Annotated in this window: 16 protein-coding genes; 7 read left to right on the forward strand and 9 right to left on the reverse strand. The window is 42.2% G+C overall.

Going from position 1 to position 17,739, the window contains the following annotated elements; all coding sequences use genetic code 11:
* Window positions 1–43: 43 nt before the first annotated feature.
* The 3 genes from AC5WJX_RS15305 to AC5WJX_RS15315 all read right to left on the reverse strand — a co-directional run bounded on the left by AC5WJX_RS15305 (window position 44) and on the right by AC5WJX_RS15315 (window position 3,368).
* A complete protein-coding gene (locus AC5WJX_RS15305) occupies window positions 44–1,240 on the reverse strand; it encodes an endo-1,4-beta-xylanase (protein ID WP_494482823.1) in 1,197 nt (398 codons plus the stop codon).
* Window positions 1,241–1,879: 639 nt separating this feature from the next.
* Window positions 1,880–2,350, reverse strand: coding sequence for a GNAT family N-acetyltransferase (locus tag AC5WJX_RS15310; RefSeq protein WP_494485213.1), 471 nt, complete (start codon window positions 2,348–2,350; stop codon window positions 1,880–1,882).
* A gap of 25 nt (window positions 2,351–2,375) precedes the next feature.
* A complete protein-coding gene (locus tag AC5WJX_RS15315) occupies window positions 2,376–3,368 on the reverse strand; it encodes a peptidoglycan DD-metalloendopeptidase family protein (protein WP_494485214.1) in 993 nt (330 codons plus the stop codon).
* A gap of 97 nt (window positions 3,369–3,465) precedes the next feature.
* Here AC5WJX_RS15315 and AC5WJX_RS15320 point away from each other — a divergent pair, with 97 nt between their 5' ends.
* Both AC5WJX_RS15320 and AC5WJX_RS15325 read left to right on the forward strand, forming a co-directional pair.
* The gene (locus AC5WJX_RS15320) at window positions 3,466–4,200 is read left to right on the forward strand and encodes a DUF72 domain-containing protein (RefSeq protein ID WP_494485215.1); all 735 of its coding nucleotides are present in this window, start codon (window positions 3,466–3,468) and stop codon (window positions 4,198–4,200) included.
* Between the two features lie 40 nt (window positions 4,201–4,240).
* Entirely contained in the window at window positions 4,241–5,152 is a 912-nt protein-coding gene (locus AC5WJX_RS15325) for a YihY/virulence factor BrkB family protein (protein WP_494485216.1), read from the forward strand.
* Window positions 5,153–5,224: 72 nt separating this feature from the next.
* Here AC5WJX_RS15325 and AC5WJX_RS15330 read toward each other — a convergent pair whose 3' ends face one another.
* Entirely contained in the window at window positions 5,225–5,818 is a 594-nt protein-coding gene (locus AC5WJX_RS15330) for a porin family protein (RefSeq protein ID WP_440431015.1), read from the reverse strand.
* A 296-nt stretch (window positions 5,819–6,114) separates the two neighbouring features.
* On the opposite strand from AC5WJX_RS15330, the gene AC5WJX_RS15335 reads away from it, so the two are divergent.
* Window positions 6,115–7,194, forward strand: a complete 1,080-nt coding sequence (locus AC5WJX_RS15335) for a tetratricopeptide repeat protein (protein ID WP_440431017.1) — start codon at window positions 6,115–6,117, stop codon at window positions 7,192–7,194.
* Between the two features lie 5 nt (window positions 7,195–7,199).
* On the opposite strand, the gene AC5WJX_RS15340 is transcribed toward AC5WJX_RS15335, so the two are convergent.
* The 3 genes from AC5WJX_RS15340 to AC5WJX_RS15350 are packed head-to-tail and all read right to left on the reverse strand — an operon-like array spanning window position 7,200 to window position 10,311.
* Entirely contained in the window at window positions 7,200–7,784 is a 585-nt protein-coding gene (locus AC5WJX_RS15340) for a riboflavin synthase (RefSeq protein WP_494485217.1), read from the reverse strand.
* Window position 7,785: 1 nt separating this feature from the next.
* A complete protein-coding gene (accC, locus tag AC5WJX_RS15345) occupies window positions 7,786–9,267 on the reverse strand; it encodes an acetyl-CoA carboxylase biotin carboxylase subunit (protein WP_494485218.1) in 1,482 nt (493 codons plus the stop codon).
* Window positions 9,268–9,282: 15 nt separating this feature from the next.
* Window positions 9,283–10,311 (reverse strand): threonine aldolase family protein, encoded by a 1,029-nt coding sequence (locus tag AC5WJX_RS15350; protein WP_494485219.1) that lies wholly within the window; start codon window positions 10,309–10,311, stop codon window positions 9,283–9,285.
* Between the two features lie 439 nt (window positions 10,312–10,750).
* On the opposite strand from AC5WJX_RS15350, the gene AC5WJX_RS15355 reads away from it, so the two are divergent.
* Window positions 10,751–11,617, forward strand: a complete 867-nt coding sequence (locus AC5WJX_RS15355; protein ID WP_494485220.1) for an N-acetylglucosamine kinase — start codon at window positions 10,751–10,753, stop codon at window positions 11,615–11,617.
* Window positions 11,618–11,757: 140 nt separating this feature from the next.
* Here the strand turns inward: AC5WJX_RS15355 and AC5WJX_RS15360 are convergent, their stop codons facing one another.
* Complete coding sequence (locus AC5WJX_RS15360) at window positions 11,758–12,447, reverse strand: NUDIX hydrolase (protein WP_440431024.1); 690 nt, start codon at window positions 12,445–12,447, stop codon at window positions 11,758–11,760.
* A 388-nt stretch (window positions 12,448–12,835) separates the two neighbouring features.
* Here AC5WJX_RS15360 and pfkA point away from each other — a divergent pair, with 388 nt between their 5' ends.
* Genes pfkA through gap form a run of 3 tightly spaced genes read left to right on the forward strand, consistent with a single transcriptional unit; the run spans window position 12,836 to window position 15,669 of the window.
* On the forward strand, window positions 12,836–13,822 hold the full coding sequence (gene pfkA, locus AC5WJX_RS15365) for a 6-phosphofructokinase (RefSeq protein WP_440431026.1): 987 nt from the start codon (window positions 12,836–12,838) through the stop codon (window positions 13,820–13,822).
* A gap of 1 nt (window position 13,823) precedes the next feature.
* Complete coding sequence (locus tag AC5WJX_RS15370) at window positions 13,824–14,666, forward strand: hypothetical protein (protein WP_440431028.1); 843 nt, start codon at window positions 13,824–13,826, stop codon at window positions 14,664–14,666.
* A gap of 4 nt (window positions 14,667–14,670) precedes the next feature.
* On the forward strand, window positions 14,671–15,669 hold the full coding sequence (gap, locus tag AC5WJX_RS15375; protein ID WP_440431030.1) for a type I glyceraldehyde-3-phosphate dehydrogenase: 999 nt from the start codon (window positions 14,671–14,673) through the stop codon (window positions 15,667–15,669).
* Between the two features lie 47 nt (window positions 15,670–15,716).
* On the opposite strand, the gene glgB is transcribed toward gap, so the two are convergent.
* Complete coding sequence (glgB, locus tag AC5WJX_RS15380; RefSeq protein ID WP_494485221.1) at window positions 15,717–17,699, reverse strand: 1,4-alpha-glucan branching protein GlgB; 1,983 nt, start codon at window positions 17,697–17,699, stop codon at window positions 15,717–15,719.
* Window positions 17,700–17,739 lie beyond the last annotated feature (40 nt).

The raw sequence follows: 17,739 nt of genomic DNA on the forward strand, positions 1-17,739 counted from the left end.
CGCTGAGCCACCTTCCCTATAAGCATTTATTAATGTTTTCTTTTTAGAATGAACCTGGATATCTGTTCAGACCTGCTTCAATGAAACCCCTGTAAGCCCATTTCGCTTTGTAGTCTTTTCCGAATAATAATGGATAGTCGTGATCAGCGTTTACATATCCTTTATTGAAATACGAAGTTTTATCTGATACACCCCAGGTGGTGATACCCCATTGTTGCGCTTTAGGAACAGTATTCAGGTAACCTGCAACAATCTCTTTGAACTTAGCGCCTTGTGCCCTTGCCATTGCATCGCTAAGCGGGAAGGTTTTCGGCATGCCATATTTCACAGAGATGTCCAACTCAGAAATATGTATCAATAATCCCTTATCTGCTGCCAATTTTAAATTGTTGTTTATAAGCTTGGTTTCCATCCGCAATACTGTGTGCAATTGAAAGCCCATACCATGAATGGTAACACCTTGTTTCCTGGCTTCATCTACAATATTCAAAAGCTCCTGCATTTTCTTGCCACCATACTCCTGGCCATAGTCATTCAAGAAAAGTTTGGCTTTTGGATCCGCTGCCTGAGCGTATTTGAAGGCTTTGATTACCCAGTCCTTACCAAGCTTACGGTACCAGATGCTGTTGGTATAAACACCACCTTCTTTAACTGGCTCATTTACAACATCCCAAGATTGTACACGACCTTTGAAGTGTGTCATAACAGTGGTGATGTGGTCCTTCATCAATTTCTCCCAAGCTGCTTTATCACCTTGAAAATTCTTAACCCATTGCGGTTCATTTCCATCATGTGCCCAAAGCAAGGTGTGGCCATGAACTTTCATGTTGTTCTTTTCTGCAAAGGCTACAATTGCGTCCGCTTTTGCAAAAGTATACTTGTCAATTGACGGGTGCACAGCACCCCATTTAAAGTTACTTTCAGAACTTAGTCTGGAGAAGTCTTTAACTAAGGTTTTAGCATACAAAGGATCATCAAGTAACTCTTTTACTACTGCCGCACCAATCGGAAACTTGAAGGTTCCTTTTAAAGTATGGTCTTTTAAGTGGTAGCTGCCTTTCTCTGCGGTTTCTCCCAGGTCATCTGTGGAAACTACGGTTTCACTTTGATTTACGGACTCCTGTGGTGCAAAATCCTCATCTGCGGATTTCTTACATGCGGTGAAAGTGGTTGCGAATAAAGCTAGTGCTAATGCTGCTGCTTTGAATTTGTTGTTTGTGATTGGGCTGGTAGACCTCATTTTGTGTGATTTTATAGGGTGATGTTTTTGTTGTTGTTTGACAATGCAATATTACGCAACATTTTGGGATTTATACCATATTTAAAAATATTTATACGGTATATACACCTTTTGGCTACGTATTTGATTACTGTAAGCCCCTAAAAAATACACTAAGCCCCCAGCATCCCCCACCAAAGCAGCACAAAACAACCAAATACCATCCATAAAAACCAATACTTATGGTTAAGCATCCTTAACTAAAAGCCGCCAGAATTATCATCCAACTAACTAAAAATTAATAGATTAACCAACACCCCGCCATAATCAAAAACTGAGGAGATTACAACCAGCACATATGCGGTTTAACGCAGACCTACACTATCATCCGGAGGAAAAAATTTAAAAATATTTTCACGAACCCAAGAAAACCAGCCAAAAACAGCCAAAAACGAGAAATTTCAACCCTACTTTAGCGCTGTCCAAAAGTAAATTCTGCGTGAAAAACGCGTAAAATGAGGAAAGTTGGGAAAATACTGCTCCGGTATGGGGATTTCTCGCGCAACGCAAATTGAGAATTCTATTCCACCCAAAGCCTGAAAGTACGGGCCACAAAAAATGCCGGCACAAAGCCGGCATCCAAATCCATGTGGTTAATTTCTACTGCTGATGAAGTGGATATTCCATTTTTACATTAGCACGTTCATAAACACCTGGCTCAAGTGGTACATCTACAAAACCTTGCTTCCTGTAAATGGAGATGGCCGTCTCCAGAATACTTGTTGTATAAAGCAATAAACGTTTAGCATTGATTTGCTTTGCTCTGGCAATAGCAGCTGCGCATAACTTTTTTCCTGCGCCAATTCCCTGGTATGCTTGATCAACAGACATCTTTGTCATCTCATAAACCCCAGGCTCAATAACCTTCAGGGCCACAGTACCAATTATCTTGTTATCATAACGCGCCAGCAAGATGATGCCGCCGGGTTTGAGGATAGCTTCTTCAGGTTGTTCCAGCACATAGCGGTCGATCGGCTCGAGGGTAAAATACATTTCGAGCCAGGCCTTATTAAGACGCTCAAAGCTTGTTTGATATTCAGCTTGGTATTCAATGATTTCTACGTTATTCATATACATAATTTTCAAGATCAGCCCATTACTTTACGGCGCTAATTTTATCCTTTTGAATCGGCGAGTAATCTTTCCTAACCGATCCATTTACTTTTATTGATTCGAAGTAAGCTTTAATCCCTGTACCAGAAAACAGATCGTTTGTATTCTGAATATGGAAGTGTAGGTGTGGCTCAGAAGAATGTCCAGAATTACCGCACAATCCCAGCAGGGTACCTGCGCTAACTTGCATGCCCTTTTTTACTTTGATAGAATGTTGCTTGAAATGCGCAAAGAAGAGGTATTCATCCTTCGAGGTTCTAAGCACCACCGTATTTCCGGTGATATCAAGTTTATTCATCTCTCCAGGTTTATTATCTATGACCCCGTCGATAACATCAATCACCTCCGCATCACAAGGCGCAAAAATTGGCTGACCAAATGCATAATAATCCGCATTGGTTTTCCCGGTTGATTTGAAGGATTTTCCTTTTGCATCAGTAATTACAAAATCGAAGGCATTCTTCTGTGCAGTATCCTCTACATGGTAGTTCAGTTCTTTCGTGTCCCCACCCCAAACAACGGTCCATTCTCCCTTAAATGGAAGATTCAGCGAGGTTGTTGTACGCTCAGGTTTAATCAGACTATCGTCTTCATATGGCTTAACAAAAAAACCGTTTATCCGGTGATTAGCATCCAGCGCGATATTCACGGCAAAAGTGCCTTTACCGAAAGATGTTTTATAGGAGGCATATGGTCCATCATATCTTTTAAAATCCATACGCCGGATGACTCCAGCCTGCGCTTTCAATGCGCCGAGAAATTCATGTGCTTTTTCCCTTGGTAATGCGGCCTGCATGTCCGGCGAAAGTAGATCGTAGATACTATCTATATGATTTCGGTTGAAGAAGTCTTTAAACCTGGAGGCGCTGTACTTGTTCTCAATCCGTTCCGCCTGGGCAAAAATCGACGATGAAAGTAACATCAACGCAAGAACGAACAAACATGCAGCCCTGAATCTTATTTTACTACGTTTCATATTCGCTATATATTGAAAAGCAATATTCGCCATTTTCCTCCTAAAACAGGTTAGGAAACTGCAAACATCAGCCCAGTGCTTCTTGTTTTTCTGTAAAATGCCCACGGTTATTACGCATATTGGCTGTTCGGGATTCCACTATAAACATTGGAGAGGCTCGTTCTACCCCGATAAACTCGCACAGAAATACTGGTTCAGCTACTATTGTGAACATTTCAACACCTTGGAACTTAACGTCACATTCTATCGCTTTCCCAGAGTTGAGAACTTGCAGCAATGGTACAACACAAGCCCACCAGGCTTTCAATTTGCGGTAAAAGCACCGAGAGCGATCACGCAGTTCAAAAAGTTCATTGGCACCCAGGGGATGCTCCAGGATTTTTATACCGCAGTGAAAGCGGGGCTTCAGGACAAATGCGCATGTTGCCTTTTCCAAATGCCGCCAAATTTTCAATATTCAGGAGAAAAGCTTCAAAGAATTATAAACAGCCTTGATCCTTGCATGAATAATGTGATGGAGTTCAGGCATCCGAGTTGGTGGAACGAAGAGGTATTTAAAGCGTTTGAAGCACACAACATAAGCTTCTGCGGCATGAGCCATCCCAACTTTCCGGCCGAGCTAATTAACACCTCAGCCCTACTATATTATCGTTTCCATGGAGATGAACAAGTTTACGCCAGCAGCTATACCGATGAAGCTTTAACGCGTTTCTCTAAGATTTTACTAAGCAACAAAAATGTAAAGCAAGCCTTCGTTTATTTCAATAATGACATCAATACCCACGCGGTTTACAATGCAAAGGAATTAAAAAGGATCTTAGGCTCGTTTTAAATTAATTAATTACATTCGAAAACAATTCTGGCCAAAATAGATGACGTTTACTTTCGTAAGAACATTTTTATTGCAATTCAAAGCAGCCTTCGATTTGCTACAGAAGAATGATCCGCTGCGACTTGCGGGAGCTACGGCCTTCTTCGCCAACTTTGCACTGCCCCCGATTTTGATTATCCTTATCCGGCTTTTCGGCTTCTTTATGGATCGAAAAACCTTTGCTCAACGGTTGTTTGAACGGCTGGAAAACATTCTGGATAAAAGTAGTATCGACCAAATCCGGAATACGCTTGAAAACATCAGAGCCGTGGACCAGAACTGGATCGCAACGCTGATTAGTTTTGTATTCTTCCTGTTTGTCGCCACCACCCTTTTTAGTGTGATTAAAGGTTCCATGGATCAGATATGGTCGATTGGAATAAAACCGCATTCCAGTTTTATGTTTAAGTTGAAGCTGCGTGCCCGGTCTATGGTTATCATCATCCTGGCAGGCTTCCTTTTTACGGTTGGTCTGCTTACAGATGGTATCCAGGCCTTCATCGGATCGTACCTGAATGACTCTTCGCCAAATTTTAGCCGCTATCTTAATGCGGCATTGAACCAGCTGGTGTTCATTGCAATCGTGTCGACCTGGTTCACGGTAATGTTTCGATTTTTAACGAATGGCCGCCCTACCTGGAAAGATTCCATGATTGGAGGACTACTCACCGGGGTGCTATTTACGCTCGGCAAGTATATCCTGAGAATAATGCTGCCGCTTAGCAATATTGGAAGCATTTATGGGACCTCCGGTTCCGTTATTTTAATTATGCTCTTTATTTTCTACTCATCAATGATCTTTTACTTTGGGGCATGCTTCGTAAGAGTACTGAGTATTGCCCACGAATCACCAATCAGACCAATAAAAGGCGCATTTATCTATGAACTTAAAGAAATTGAAAAATCTAATTAATTAGACCTGCAAAAGTTTAGACACAAAAAAAGAGGCTGTTAAATGCCTCTTTTTTTGTGTCGTACATTAAACTTAAAATAATCTATATGAAAGCCCAAGCGTAAACAAGCTCATTTTACTGTCTTGGTACCCTTCTTTTGCGACATCGCTCAAGCCTAGTTCGTAGCGAAGATCGGCACCTAATTTACCGACATCCAGACCAAGGCCGAATTGCCATGCGAAGTTTTGATCTTTGAAATTTCCATTAAAGATCTTACTTGTCGCTTGATTTGCAGACTGCGACTGATCCAACACAAATGAAACCATTGGTCCGGTTTGTAGGCGTACACCAACACCTGCCGCGCCGATCTTGGTTCCAATCAGAACGGGAACATCAATACTGGTAAAGCGAACCTCATTAACTTCTGTACCATCGGCACTCTTGAGATCGGCATTTTTACCAGCAACATATATCTCCGGTTGCGCATGAATACCACCAGCGCCAAATCTTGAATAAAGCCCTATGAAATATCCGGCTGTATTTTCACTGCTGAAAGTATTGTTTGTGCTAAAATTCGACAGGTTAGCACCACCGCGCAAACCCACCTGTACACTGGGCAATACCTGGCTAAAGGCTGCAGAACTAATTCCGATTAATACTGCTACTGATAATAATATTTTCTTCATATATGAACGTTTTGTTTGCGTGTAAAACTAAGATAATTTTCAGATTAAATGGACTTCTACCCTTTTGTGCATGCTTAGAAAAAATCATACCAAAAAGGGTGTGAGCTATAAATTGTGCCGCTTTCCCTGCCGCCATGTTCAACGGGACACACGTCCGTTAATATTCAGACCAGAAACGCTTTGTATTTCAAAGTATAACTAATATATTAGTTATATAATTAACATATGGCTCTATGAAATACATATGCACGCTTGTTCTGTTATTTTTTTGTTCCTCTTTCTCAATTGCACAAGCATTGAAAACTACCGAGCAGGAACAATTACTGGAATATTATCAGTCTCAACGGTATGACGAGGCTGCCAAATTGCTCAAACATGTATTTGGCGCGGATCCCGAGGACCTAAAAGCAACTGCAATGCTCGCCTATGCCAGTAATATGGCTGGTGACCTCAAGGTTGCCGAGGCGCAGTATATAAAGCTAAGCCAGGCGGATGCCAAAAACATAGCTGTACTATTTAGCCTCGCAAGCATTTACGCCAAGAGAGGAAATGAAGAAAAAGCCAGAGGATTTTACAGGCAGGTGCTGGCTGTAGACAGCAACAATTTCAGGGCACTTAAGCTGCTGGCGAACAGTTTAGATGACCCTATTGAAAAGATGCAATATCTTACCAAAGCCAATCAAATTAAGCCGACAGATGGCGATGTTGCCTATGAGCTGGCCACCGAATTGAGCAAACAAAAGCAACTAACCGTAGCATATCAGGTTCTGAAGCATGCATGGGAGGCAGACACGAGCAACTATCTGCTGCTAAAGGCCAGGCTTCCACTCTGTGTATCGTTAAAGAAATTGGACGAGGCGCAGGAAGCTGGAGAAATGTTGCTGCTAAATGGCGACAGTTCATCCTTCGTGATCAATAGCATGGGTAAACTCGCCATGGAAAAAAAGGACTTCAAAAAGGCAATTAGCCTATTTAAAGTACTGGAAAGAAGAGTTGAGGCTACTGAATCCAGTTTATACTACACCGCCATATGCTACGAAAAGTTAAATGACCTGAAGAATGCCCGTGCATATACGAATGCAACAATTGTAGCTTCTATTTCACCGAACACGGGAAGCTATTACGCTATGCTGGCGTATTTACAAGAGCGTTCCGGATTTTACAGATCCGCGCAGAGCGCCTATTTAAGAAGCCTTCAATATAGTCCAAGCAGCAATGTTTACTATAGCCTGGGCTTGCTTAATGACTTCAAAATCAAAAACAAAGCTGCAGCACTGCGCTACTACAAGAAATACATGGAAGGCAATCTGGATGAAAAGCAATCCACTGAAAACATTAGCTATGTTAAAGACAGAATTAAAGTACTAAGTAAATAATGCTGCTACTTATTTAATAGGCGGGCGACATATTTTCCGATAATATCAAATTCCAGGTTCACCGTAGAACCTACTTCAACCGAATTCAGGTTGGTATGTTCATGCGTATAAGGGATTATAAAAACAGAAAACTCATCAGCTGATGAGTTAACGACAGTTAAGCTAATGCCGTTTACACAGATGGAACCTTTTTCAACCGTCACATTGCCGCCCGCAGCATCATATTTGAAACGGTATTCCCAGCTACCCTCTAGTTCTTCTTTTTTCACACACACCGCTGTCTGATCAACATGGCCTTGCACGATATGGCCATCCAAACGGCCATTCATTTGCATGCAACGTTCCAGGTTAATTCTTGAACCAACTTCAAGCTCCCCAAGATTAGTTTTATCTAATGTCTCTTGAATAGCGGTCACGGTATGGGTATCAGCATCAAGAGCAACTACCGTAAGACACACACCATTGTGAGACACACTTTGATCTATTTTCAGTTCCTGGCCAATCTCGGAGGTTACGGTGAAGTGTACATTGTCCTGTTCCTTTCGCACGGCCTCGACGGTTCCAAGTGTTTCGATTATTCCTGTAAACATGTTATTTATATAATCTGTTTTTTCTCCAATGATTAGCAGATAAGCTTTCAACTGCAATTGAGGATGCTGTTTGTTTGTTTAATGCTTGTACTGCAATAACTGCAGCAATCAAGGCTTCATACTCGTCCATGGCTATTTCCGATTTGGGCTGGTAGTACTTGCTTACAAAATGTGTATCGAAATTTCCCGAACGAAATGCTTCGTGTAACATTACGAACTTACCGAAGCCAAGTGTAGTCTGTATCCCGGTAATCTCATATTCTGAGATTGCTCGAACCATCCGCTCGATCGCTTCTGTTCTTGTGGCGCCAAAGGTGATTAGCTTGGCAATCATCGGATCATAGTAGATGGGTATTTCCATACCTTGTTCAAATCCATCATCAACACGAACACCATTACCTTTCGGGGTTTTGTACGTTGCCAATGTACCAATATCAGGCAAAAAGTTATTCTCCGGGTCTTCAGCATACACCCGAAGTTCTATTGCATGTCCATTTATCTTCAGATCCTCCTGATTGAAACTTAGTGCTTCGGCCCTGGCGATCTTAATCTGTTCTTTAACAAGATCGAGCCCGGTGATCATCTCCGTAACCGGGTGTTCAACCTGCAGCCTTGTATTCATCTCCAGGAAAAAGAAGTCGAGGTTTTCATCAAGGATAAACTCCACTGTACCAGCGCCAACATAATTGACCGCCCGGGCAACATCCACGGCACACTTGCCCATCTTTGCACGGATTTCGGCCGTAAGCACCGATGAGGGGGCTTCTTCAATGACCTTCTGATGCCTCCGTTGGACGGAGCACTCACGTTCAAAAAGATGAACAATGTTGCCATGCATGTCCCCAAGCACCTGTATTTCAATGTGCCTTGGAGAGGAAACGTAACGCTCTATGAAAACGGCACCATCGCCGAAAGCCGATGTAGCTTCACTGACTGCAAGCTGCATCTGCTCCAGAAAATCCTCCACTTTATTGACTATACGCATTCCTTTACCGCCACCTCCAGCGGCCGCCTTGATCAGAATTGGAAATCCGACTTCCACTGCCCGATTTTTGGCTTCTTCCACGTCGGTGATTGCTTCCTCCGTACCGGGAACCATCGGGATGTTGTACTTCAACGCTGCAGCTTTTGCAGACAACTTGTTACCCATGACTTCCATAGCCTCTGGTGTAGGCCCGATGAACGTTATTCCGGCAGCAACCACCTGCCTTGCAAACTCTGCGTTTTCAGAAAGAAATCCATATCCGGGGTGGATTGCATCCGCACCGCTGACTTTACAGGCTTCAATAATTTTATGCGTAAGCAGATACGATTGATTAGAAGCTGCAGGGCCGATACAGATGGCTTCGTCCGCATATTGGACATGCAAAGCCGTCCGATCGGCTTCCGAATAAACAGCAACCGTGGCGATGCCCATTTCTTTCGCGGAACGCATGATCCTCAGGGCGATCTCACCCCTATTGGCAATCAGAATTTTCTTCATGAACAGGTTTCTTGTTTATGGATACAAATGTAACAGGATTTCAATTGCGCGGTCTACCATCTCAGACGAAATATCAAGATGCAGCACAAAGCGGATGGTATCTCTATTCGTCGTGTTGCACAAGATTCCTTTCTCCGTCAGTTTACGCACCACGTCGATTGCGGCATACTTGGGCTTAACCTGAAAAATAATGATGTTTGTTTCAACGGGCATGACAGCATTTACCCAGTTCAGTTCAGACAAGGTTTTCGCGATCGCTTTGGCCCTGGAATGGTCGGTTTTTAACCTATGCACATGATGGTCAAGGGCGTAAATCCCTGCAGCGGCTAAAAAGCCAGCCTGCCGCATTCCGCCGCCAAGGACCTTCCGGATTTTCTTTGCTTTATTAATCGTCTCCTTTGAGCCAAGTAGCACCGACCCGACTGGCGCGCCAAGGCCTTTCGACAAACAGATCGATATCCCATCAAAATACTGCCCATAGTCTTTTGCCTTGTCGCCAGTTGCAATCAACGCATTAAATAAGCGTGCACCATCCAGGTGCAGTTTTAGCCCCTTGATCTTACAAAGGTTGTGTATGGGTGCAATCTGATCCAATGTATAACATGCTCCGCCACCTTTGTTCACCGTGTTTTCAAGCACAACCAATGTAGAATTTGGATAGTGTATATTCTCCTCGTTGATTTCAGGTTCTATCAGGTCAGTAGTCAGTATACCGCGCTCGCCATGCAGGAGCCGTACGGAAGCAAGTGAGTTGTAGGCAATTCCGCCTCCCTCATAGCGGTACACGTGAGCGGTCTGGTCGCAAATGACCTCGTCCATTGGATTTGTGAAACATTTGATCGCGATCTGATTGGTCATGGTGCCTGAGGGACAGAATAGTCCAGCTTCCATATTAAACATCCGGCAGAGTTTAGCTTCTAGCGCATTCACTGTTTCATCTTCCTCAAAAACATCATCCCCCACCTTCGCCTGCATCATGGCTTCCCGCATTTCGGCTGTCGGCTTAGTAACGGTATCACTTCGGAAATCTATTTTGTTGATCATATCGTCTACTTGTTAAATAATTGATGTGGTTTATCACAAATATTGAAAATGTAACACTGCATTACATTAAGCATTTAAAATTTTACACTTCAATTTCTGAAGATCCATACACGCATGTGCCGGGGATTTCTGCATACAATGTATTACACCTGATTTATTTACAGCGCTATAGTACCTAAAAGCAGGCGCAATAGATGAGATAAAACGTAACAAAATGTGTCTCAATCGCCCCGTAAAATTTGGAAATGAGAATAACAAACGTAATTTTAGGGCCGAACCATCAATTATTTAATACTTTTTGGTCCTCCCTTAACCAAATCATAACCTACTTTTAACCTAATGTCTAACGTTTAGAAACACTGAAAAAAATAAATTATGAAAAAAACTAATCTCAACGAATTAAGAATTTCTACATTTATCCCGAAAAATTTAAATTAACATGATAGTTATTGCAGATGGAGGTTCCACCAAAACCAATTGGTGTTTAATTAACGAAGCCGGAAGAAAAATTCTATTTAATACAGAAGGGTACAATCCATATTTCTCCAATACAGAATATATAGTAGGTTCGCTAAAAGTAGGTTTACCTGACCATTTAGAAACCGAAAAACTTACTGAAGTTTACTATTATGGTGCCGGCTGTTCAACAGACGCGAACAAAAAAATAGTTGCTGACGCCATGCAACAAATCTTCCCAAATGCGGAGATCAATATCGGCCACGATCTGTTGGCTTCTTGCAGAGCACTATTGGGTGACGAAGCAGGATTTGCAGCAATCTTGGGTACAGGAACAAACACCTGCCTTTATGATGGTAAAGACATCTCTTTAAACATCGATTCGCTTGGATACTTCTTAGGTGATGAAGGTAGCGGATGTTTTATCGGCAAAAGAATACTTGCTGACTACATGAAAGGCTACATGCCAAAAGGATTGAGAGAAGCTTTCTATGATAATTTCGCATTAACTAACGAGGACATATTCGACAACATCTACAACAAACCACTTCCTAACCGTTTTTGTGCGAGCTTTAGCAAATTCTTGTACGATTTTAAAGACAGCTACGAAGAGTATACATTTGAAACCGTTAACTACGCATTCAGCGCATTTTTCGAAAACCTGGTAATTCACTATCCTAACTACAAAGACTATAAGTTAAACGTGATTGGATCTGTTGGTTACAGCTTTAGAGATATCTTAAGCGTTGTTGCAGACAAATATGAAATGGGTATCGGAAAAATCATTCGCTCCCCTATAGATGATTTGGTTGACTACCATTTAAGAACGTCAAAAATGACTAAATTGTAATTCCCAATTTGATATAACAAAAACGCCGGACATGAATCATGTCCGGCGTTTTTGTTATAAGTCGCGCAGTAACGGAGTTTAAAGTTTCTTAGCTACCAGGCTGTTGCCTCAAGTGCCTATATGCCGCCCTTACCAACTCGCTAAAAGGATATTTCTTTGCCGAAAAGCTTCGCATACTTTCGCTTGTCAAAGCGATATAAGGTAGCAGCTCTGAAAGAAACGCCCTTTTGCTTTTCCTCCAGATCTCTCAGCACACCAAAGCTCAACATTTTCTTCCTGAAGTTCCGTTTATCAAGCTTTTTTCCGAGGATTAACTCATAAACGTTTTGCAATTGCGTGAGGGTGAACTTTTCGGGCAGCAATTCGAATGCAATCGGCTGATGTTTAATCCGGCGTTTAATCTTTTCCAATCCTTTATCAAAAATCTGTTGGTGGTCGAACGCGAGTTTGGGAAGATCTTTAACATTCACCCAGTGGGCCTGTTTAGCATAAGTGCTTATTGGCTTAAGGGCCTTATCACCACCTAAGCGTAATAGTGCATAATAGGCAATACTAACCACCCTACCTTGCGGGTGACGGTCCGGATCACCGAAAGTATAATATTGTTCCATGTAGATATCACCCAGTCCCGTAAGTTCGTTCAAGATTCGGGATGCTGATTGATCAAGACTTTCGTTTGCTCTTACCAGGTTTCCAGGTAGTGCCCACCAATCTTTAAAGGGCTCTTCATTACGCTCAATTAACAGTATTTTCAGTTCACCACCATCAAATCCGAAAATCACGCAGTCAATCGAAAAGGTAGAATTAAATTGAGGTAGTTCTTCTTTCAAAATAAATAAGTTTGATCTTAACCTGAAATCCCGAAATTATATCCGGCAATTCAAATTAATTGAGTTTGTTAATATATAAAGTTAATTATTTCCGTTATAAACCAGGGTTAGTGTAAATAACACAGTAAATGTAAATATATTTTGCGCTTTGCCTAACAAAAAGTGTTTCCCGGAGTTCCATTTATCCCCACTCTATTCCCGTTTTTATAATATTTTTTACATCTTGCTCCTGATAGATTTACGCAGGAGATAAATAGTAGTGTATTTCACTAATGCAAATACCAAATTCAGACGATTTATTCTTTAAGTGCAAGTTCAAGTTAATGTAAAAAAAACAAGATAAATTACTTAGTGTAGTAAATACACGTTATATTCGTTTAATTAAAATATGAACCAAAATATAAATAATATTGCCGTACTAACCTCTGGAGGAGACGCTCCCGGTATGAATGCCTGTATAAGGGCAGTTGTTCGTACCGGTATATTCAACGGAGCTAACATGTTTGGTGTTAAACAGGGATATCAAGGACTTATTGATGATAACATCATTCCCATGGATGCCCGTTCCGTAAGCAATATCATCCATTTAGGTGGCACAATTCTTAAAACAGCACGTTGCAAACCTTTCATGACAGAAGAAGGCATGCAAACGGCATACAATAACTTAAAAGCACGTAATATCGACGGATTAGTTGTGATTGGGGGCGATGGAACCTTCACCGGAGCCAAGATTTTCTCTGAAAAATTTGGTGTAAAGGTGATGGGTGTTCCTGGAACAATTGACAATGACCTATTTGGATCTGACTTCACACTTGGATACGACACCGCTATGAATACGGTGATCGAAGCCATTGATAAGATACGGGATACTGCAGACGCACACGACCGGCTCTTTTTTATTGAAGTTATGGGCCGTGATTCTGGATGCATTGCACTAAGAAGCGGCATTGCTTCGGGTGCAGAAGCTGTACTGCTTCCTGAAAAACAAACCAGTATCGACGAGTTGGTAAATCAACTTGAAATTGGTGCTTTGACAAAGAAATCTTCCAGTATTGTAATCGTTGCCGAAGGTCATAAAGCTGGTGGCGCCTATGATATCGCCAAAAAAGTAAAGGAGCGCTTCAATCATTACGACACCAAAGTTACCATCCTTGGCCACTTACAACGTGGTGGTAGCCCGAGTAGTGCCGACCGGATCTTAGGCAGCCGACTAGGCTTTGCAGCGGTAAATGAACTCTTCAAAGGAACCACCGCAGCGATGGTTGGACTTCGCGGTAATGATGTAAAAGTGACTAGCCTTGACGAAGCACTTACCGAACATTCCTTTAAGCTTGAAGATGATCTGTTAGAAATGACTAAGGTATTATCGATCTGATATGGTAGCAGTGGTATACAGTGGCTCGAAAGCTGCACATTGGAAAATCGCCCGCGAGGGCAAGACAGTTGCAGAATGTACGATGCCCGGTATCAATCCATGCCATAACAATGAGAAGACGATCTTAGATGCCCTGAATAAAAAATCGATCCTCATAAATAATGCGGAACGCATCAAGAAGATCTATGTCTTTGCTTCTGGTGCAAGCAGCGAAGCACGTAGCAGGGAGCTTGCATTGATTCTTTCAAAGTTCTTCAAGTATAGTGAGATCACCGTTAAGGATGATCTGTATGGTGCTGCAGTTGCAGCATGCTATAACAACAGTGGAATCGTAGCGGTGCTCGGAAGCGGTTCAAATTGTGCCTATTTTAATGGAACTATTCCAAAACAAAACAATTTTGGATTAGGTTTTATCCTTGGTGACGAGGGCTCCTCGATCCATTTAGGCAAGACGCTGCTGAAAAAGTTTATCCAGGGCAAACTACCAAAGGACCTGCACAAAGCTTTTACGCAGAAGTCAAACTTAGACCGGCCACTGATTCTTGAAAAAATATATAGAAAGCCGATGCCCGAGCAATTCTTAAGCTCATTCTTCGACTTTTTTGTAGAACACAGGTCTCATCCTGCAATACAGGAAATGATCGATCAAGGATTTGATCAATTTATGAAGACCTACTTGTTACCTACAATAAAGGCATATCCTGAACAAGAAATACATTTTATTGGTAGTGTTGCCGGACAGTTTGAAGATCGCCTTCTAACCGTCGCAGAGAAACATAACATCAACATCACCACCATTATAAAAGAACCTATATATAATTTATTAAACTATTATTCAAATTAGTACAATGAGCAAAATTGGAATAAACGGCTTTGGTCGTATTGGCAGACTGGTTTTCAGGGCTGCACTTAAAAGAGGATTAGATGTTGTTGCGATAAACGATCTTGTAGAACCAACTTACATGGCTTATATGTTGAAATATGATTCAACACACGGCCGTTTTGATGGCACCATCGAGGTTGAAAACGGACACTTAGTGGTAAATGGTAAAACCATCCGTATCACTGCTGAAAAAGATCCTGCAAACCTTAAATGGGATGAAGTTGGTGTTGACGTAGTAATCGAGTCAACTGGTTTATTCTTAACGGAAGCTGATGCTAAGAAACACATCCAGGCAGGTGCTAAGAAAGTTGTTCTTTCTGCTCCAGCAAAAGATGATTCTATCCCAACTTACGTAATGGGCGTTAACCATGATAAATTAACTGCTGACCAGACGATTGTTTCCAATGCATCTTGTACAACAAACTGTCTTGCCCCAATCGCAAAGGTACTTAACGATAAGTTCGGTATTGTTGAAGGTTTAATGAGCACAGTTCACGCGGTAACTGCAACGCAGAAAACTGTTGACGGACCTTCTGCTAAAGACTGGAGAGGTGGTCGTGGTGCTTACTCTAACATCATTCCTTCTGCAACTGGCGCAGCTAAAGCGGTTACTAAAGTTATCCCTGAATTAAAAGGTAAACTTACTGGTATGGCTTTCCGTGTTCCTGTAGCTGACGTTTCTGTTGTGGATTTAACTGTACGTTTGGAAAAACCAGCTACTTATGAAGACATCAAAAATGCAATGAAAGAAGCTTCTGAAGGCTACTTGAAGGGTGTTCTTGGTTACACTGAAGATCAGGTTGTTTCATCTGATTTCATCGGTGATGAGCATGCATCTATTTTTGATGCTGATGCAGGTATCGCATTGAATGAAAACTTTGTAAAAGTTGTTTCATGGTATGATAACGAAATGGGCTATTCTGCTGCTTTAGCTAAATTCGTTGAGCACTATGCAACCATCTAAAATATAAATAACATGAAAAAGGGATGCTCGTAAGAACATCCCTTTTTTTATTTCGTTTGTTTAAGCACGATCGCTGTAAGCGGCGGAAGATCAATATAGATCGAATATGGTAGACCATAGCAGACATCTGCCGTCGGGAGATATGGAGTCGTCACCGTTCGGCCTGCCCCAAAAAACGTTTCATCATCGGTGTTAAACACCTGTTTCCACTTGGACTTGCCAGGCACACCAATCTTGTAATGATTTCTAGGCACCGGTGTCAGGTTGATTAGAACAACAAGGGTGTCCTTCTCTTTTTTACCTTTTCGCATATAGATGTACACCGAATGTTGTACATCATCCGCATTGATCCATTCAAAACCATCATAAGAGAAGCTCTTCTCGTATAGCGCCGGTTCCGATCTGTAAAAGGCATTTAAGGCTTTTACGGTACGCTGCATTCCGGCATGGGATTCATATTGCAACAGGTGCCAGTCCAAAGACTTTTTGAAGTTCCACTCACTATTTTGTGCGAATTCATTCCCCATGAACAACAGTTTTGTACCTGGCTGGGTAAACATATATAAGTACAATGCACGCAGGTTCGCAAACTTCTCCCATTCATTACCTGGCATCTTATAGATCATCGAAGATTTACCATGTACCACCTCATCATGTGAGAAGGGCAGCATAAAACGCTCGGTGAAGGCATAAGTAATGGAAAACGTAAGTCTATGGTGATGGTAGCTTCGATTGATGGGATCGAGTTTGAAATACTTCAGCGTATCGTTCATCCAGCCCATCATCCACTTCATGCCGAAGCCAAGGCCATTTTCAGAAACTGGCCGCGTCACACCTGGATAGGTGCTGCTTTCTTCAGCAATGGTTTGTACGCCCTCAAAATTCGAGTAAATTGCTTCATTCATATCCTGCAAGAACTGGATTGCCCCAAGGTTTTCGGGTCCCCCATGAATGTTGGTACCTGCATCTTCCGGCTTTCTCGAAAACGTATAGTACAACATTGATGCAACCGCATCCACCCGCAGCCCGTCGGCATGATACTGATCTATCCAAAACATCGCATTGCTGATCAGGAACGAGCGAACTTCATTACGATCATAATTGAAAATATAGGATTTCCAATCCGGATGAAAGCCCTTGCGCATGTCAGCATGTTCATAAAGATGGGTACCGTCGAACTTATACAGCCCATGGGCATCACCCGGAAAATGAGAAGGTACCCAATCCATGATCACTGCGATATTGGCTTTGTGCAGTGCTTCTATCAAATACATCAACTCCTCTGGCGTACCATGCATCGAACTTGCAGCATAATAACCTGTGATCTGATATCCCCAGGAGGGAAAATATGGATACTCCATTACGGGCATCAACTCAACATGAGTGAATCCCATTTCCAGAACATACGACACCAGGGTATCTGCAACTTCCTTATAGGTCAGAATCCTTGAAGGTTCAGAAGGATCGCGTTTCCAAGAGCCTAAATGCACCTCATAGACCGAAATAGGCTGATCAAGCGCATTGATTTTTACCCGCTTTTTCAACCAGTTTTTATCCTTCCACTTATAATTCGTATCCCAAACTACAGATGCCGTTCCAGGTGGAAGTTCCCAGCGCCTTGCGAAAGGATCTCCCTTTTCCAGCCAGTTTCCCTCGAAGCTATGAATCGCATACTTATACAAGCTGCCGTGCTTTACGCCTGGGATAAAACCCTCCCAGATCCCCGAAGCATCCCAACGTTTGTAGAGTTGATGACTGGTTTTGCTCCATTCATTAAATGTTCCCGCAACATTCACCTGTTTTGCATTGGGTGCCCAGACCGCAAAGTAGGTACCCTCGGTGCCATTTAACTTCAGGACCTGAGCACCCAACTTTTCATACAACCGAAAATGCTTGCCTGAAACAAACAGAGCCACATCAAAATCGGTAAATAAGCTGTGAACCCAAACGGTGTTATTGGCGCCAGCACCTTGCAGCGCCTGATTGAAGGATGTCTTTGTGGAAGATATATTAGTTTCTGAGCTATCCATTATGGTGTAATTACAAGTTTAGTGGTATACCAAAACTTCT

Source organism: Pedobacter sp. NEAU-ZC8, assembly GCF_059278965.1.

Coding starts and splice junctions, on each gene's coding strand:
- AC5WJX_RS15305 (WP_494482823.1), bottom strand. CDS start 1,240: ATGAGGTCTACCAGCCCAATCACAAACAACAAATTCAAAGCAGCAGCA.
- AC5WJX_RS15310 (WP_494485213.1), bottom strand. CDS start 2,350: ATGAATAACGTAGAAATCATTGAATACCAAGCTGAATATCAAACAAGC.
- AC5WJX_RS15315 (WP_494485214.1), bottom strand. CDS start 3,368: ATGAAACGTAGTAAAATAAGATTCAGGGCTGCATGTTTGTTCGTTCTT.
- AC5WJX_RS15320 (WP_494485215.1), top strand. CDS start 3,466: ATGCCCACGGTTATTACGCATATTGGCTGTTCGGGATTCCACTATAAA.
- AC5WJX_RS15325 (WP_494485216.1), top strand. CDS start 4,241: ATGACGTTTACTTTCGTAAGAACATTTTTATTGCAATTCAAAGCAGCC.
- AC5WJX_RS15330 (WP_440431015.1), bottom strand. CDS start 5,818: ATGAAGAAAATATTATTATCAGTAGCAGTATTAATCGGAATTAGTTCT.
- AC5WJX_RS15340 (WP_494485217.1), bottom strand. CDS start 7,784: ATGTTTACAGGAATAATCGAAACACTTGGAACCGTCGAGGCCGTGCGA.
- accC (WP_494485218.1), bottom strand. CDS start 9,267: ATGAAGAAAATTCTGATTGCCAATAGGGGTGAGATCGCCCTGAGGATC.
- AC5WJX_RS15350 (WP_494485219.1), bottom strand. CDS start 10,311: ATGATCAACAAAATAGATTTCCGAAGTGATACCGTTACTAAGCCGACA.
- AC5WJX_RS15355 (WP_494485220.1), top strand. CDS start 10,751: ATGATAGTTATTGCAGATGGAGGTTCCACCAAAACCAATTGGTGTTTA.
- pfkA (WP_440431026.1), top strand. CDS start 12,836: ATGAACCAAAATATAAATAATATTGCCGTACTAACCTCTGGAGGAGAC.
- AC5WJX_RS15370 (WP_440431028.1), top strand. CDS start 13,824: ATGGTAGCAGTGGTATACAGTGGCTCGAAAGCTGCACATTGGAAAATC.
- gap (WP_440431030.1), top strand. CDS start 14,671: ATGAGCAAAATTGGAATAAACGGCTTTGGTCGTATTGGCAGACTGGTT.
- glgB (WP_494485221.1), bottom strand. CDS start 17,699: ATGGATAGCTCAGAAACTAATATATCTTCCACAAAGACATCCTTCAAT.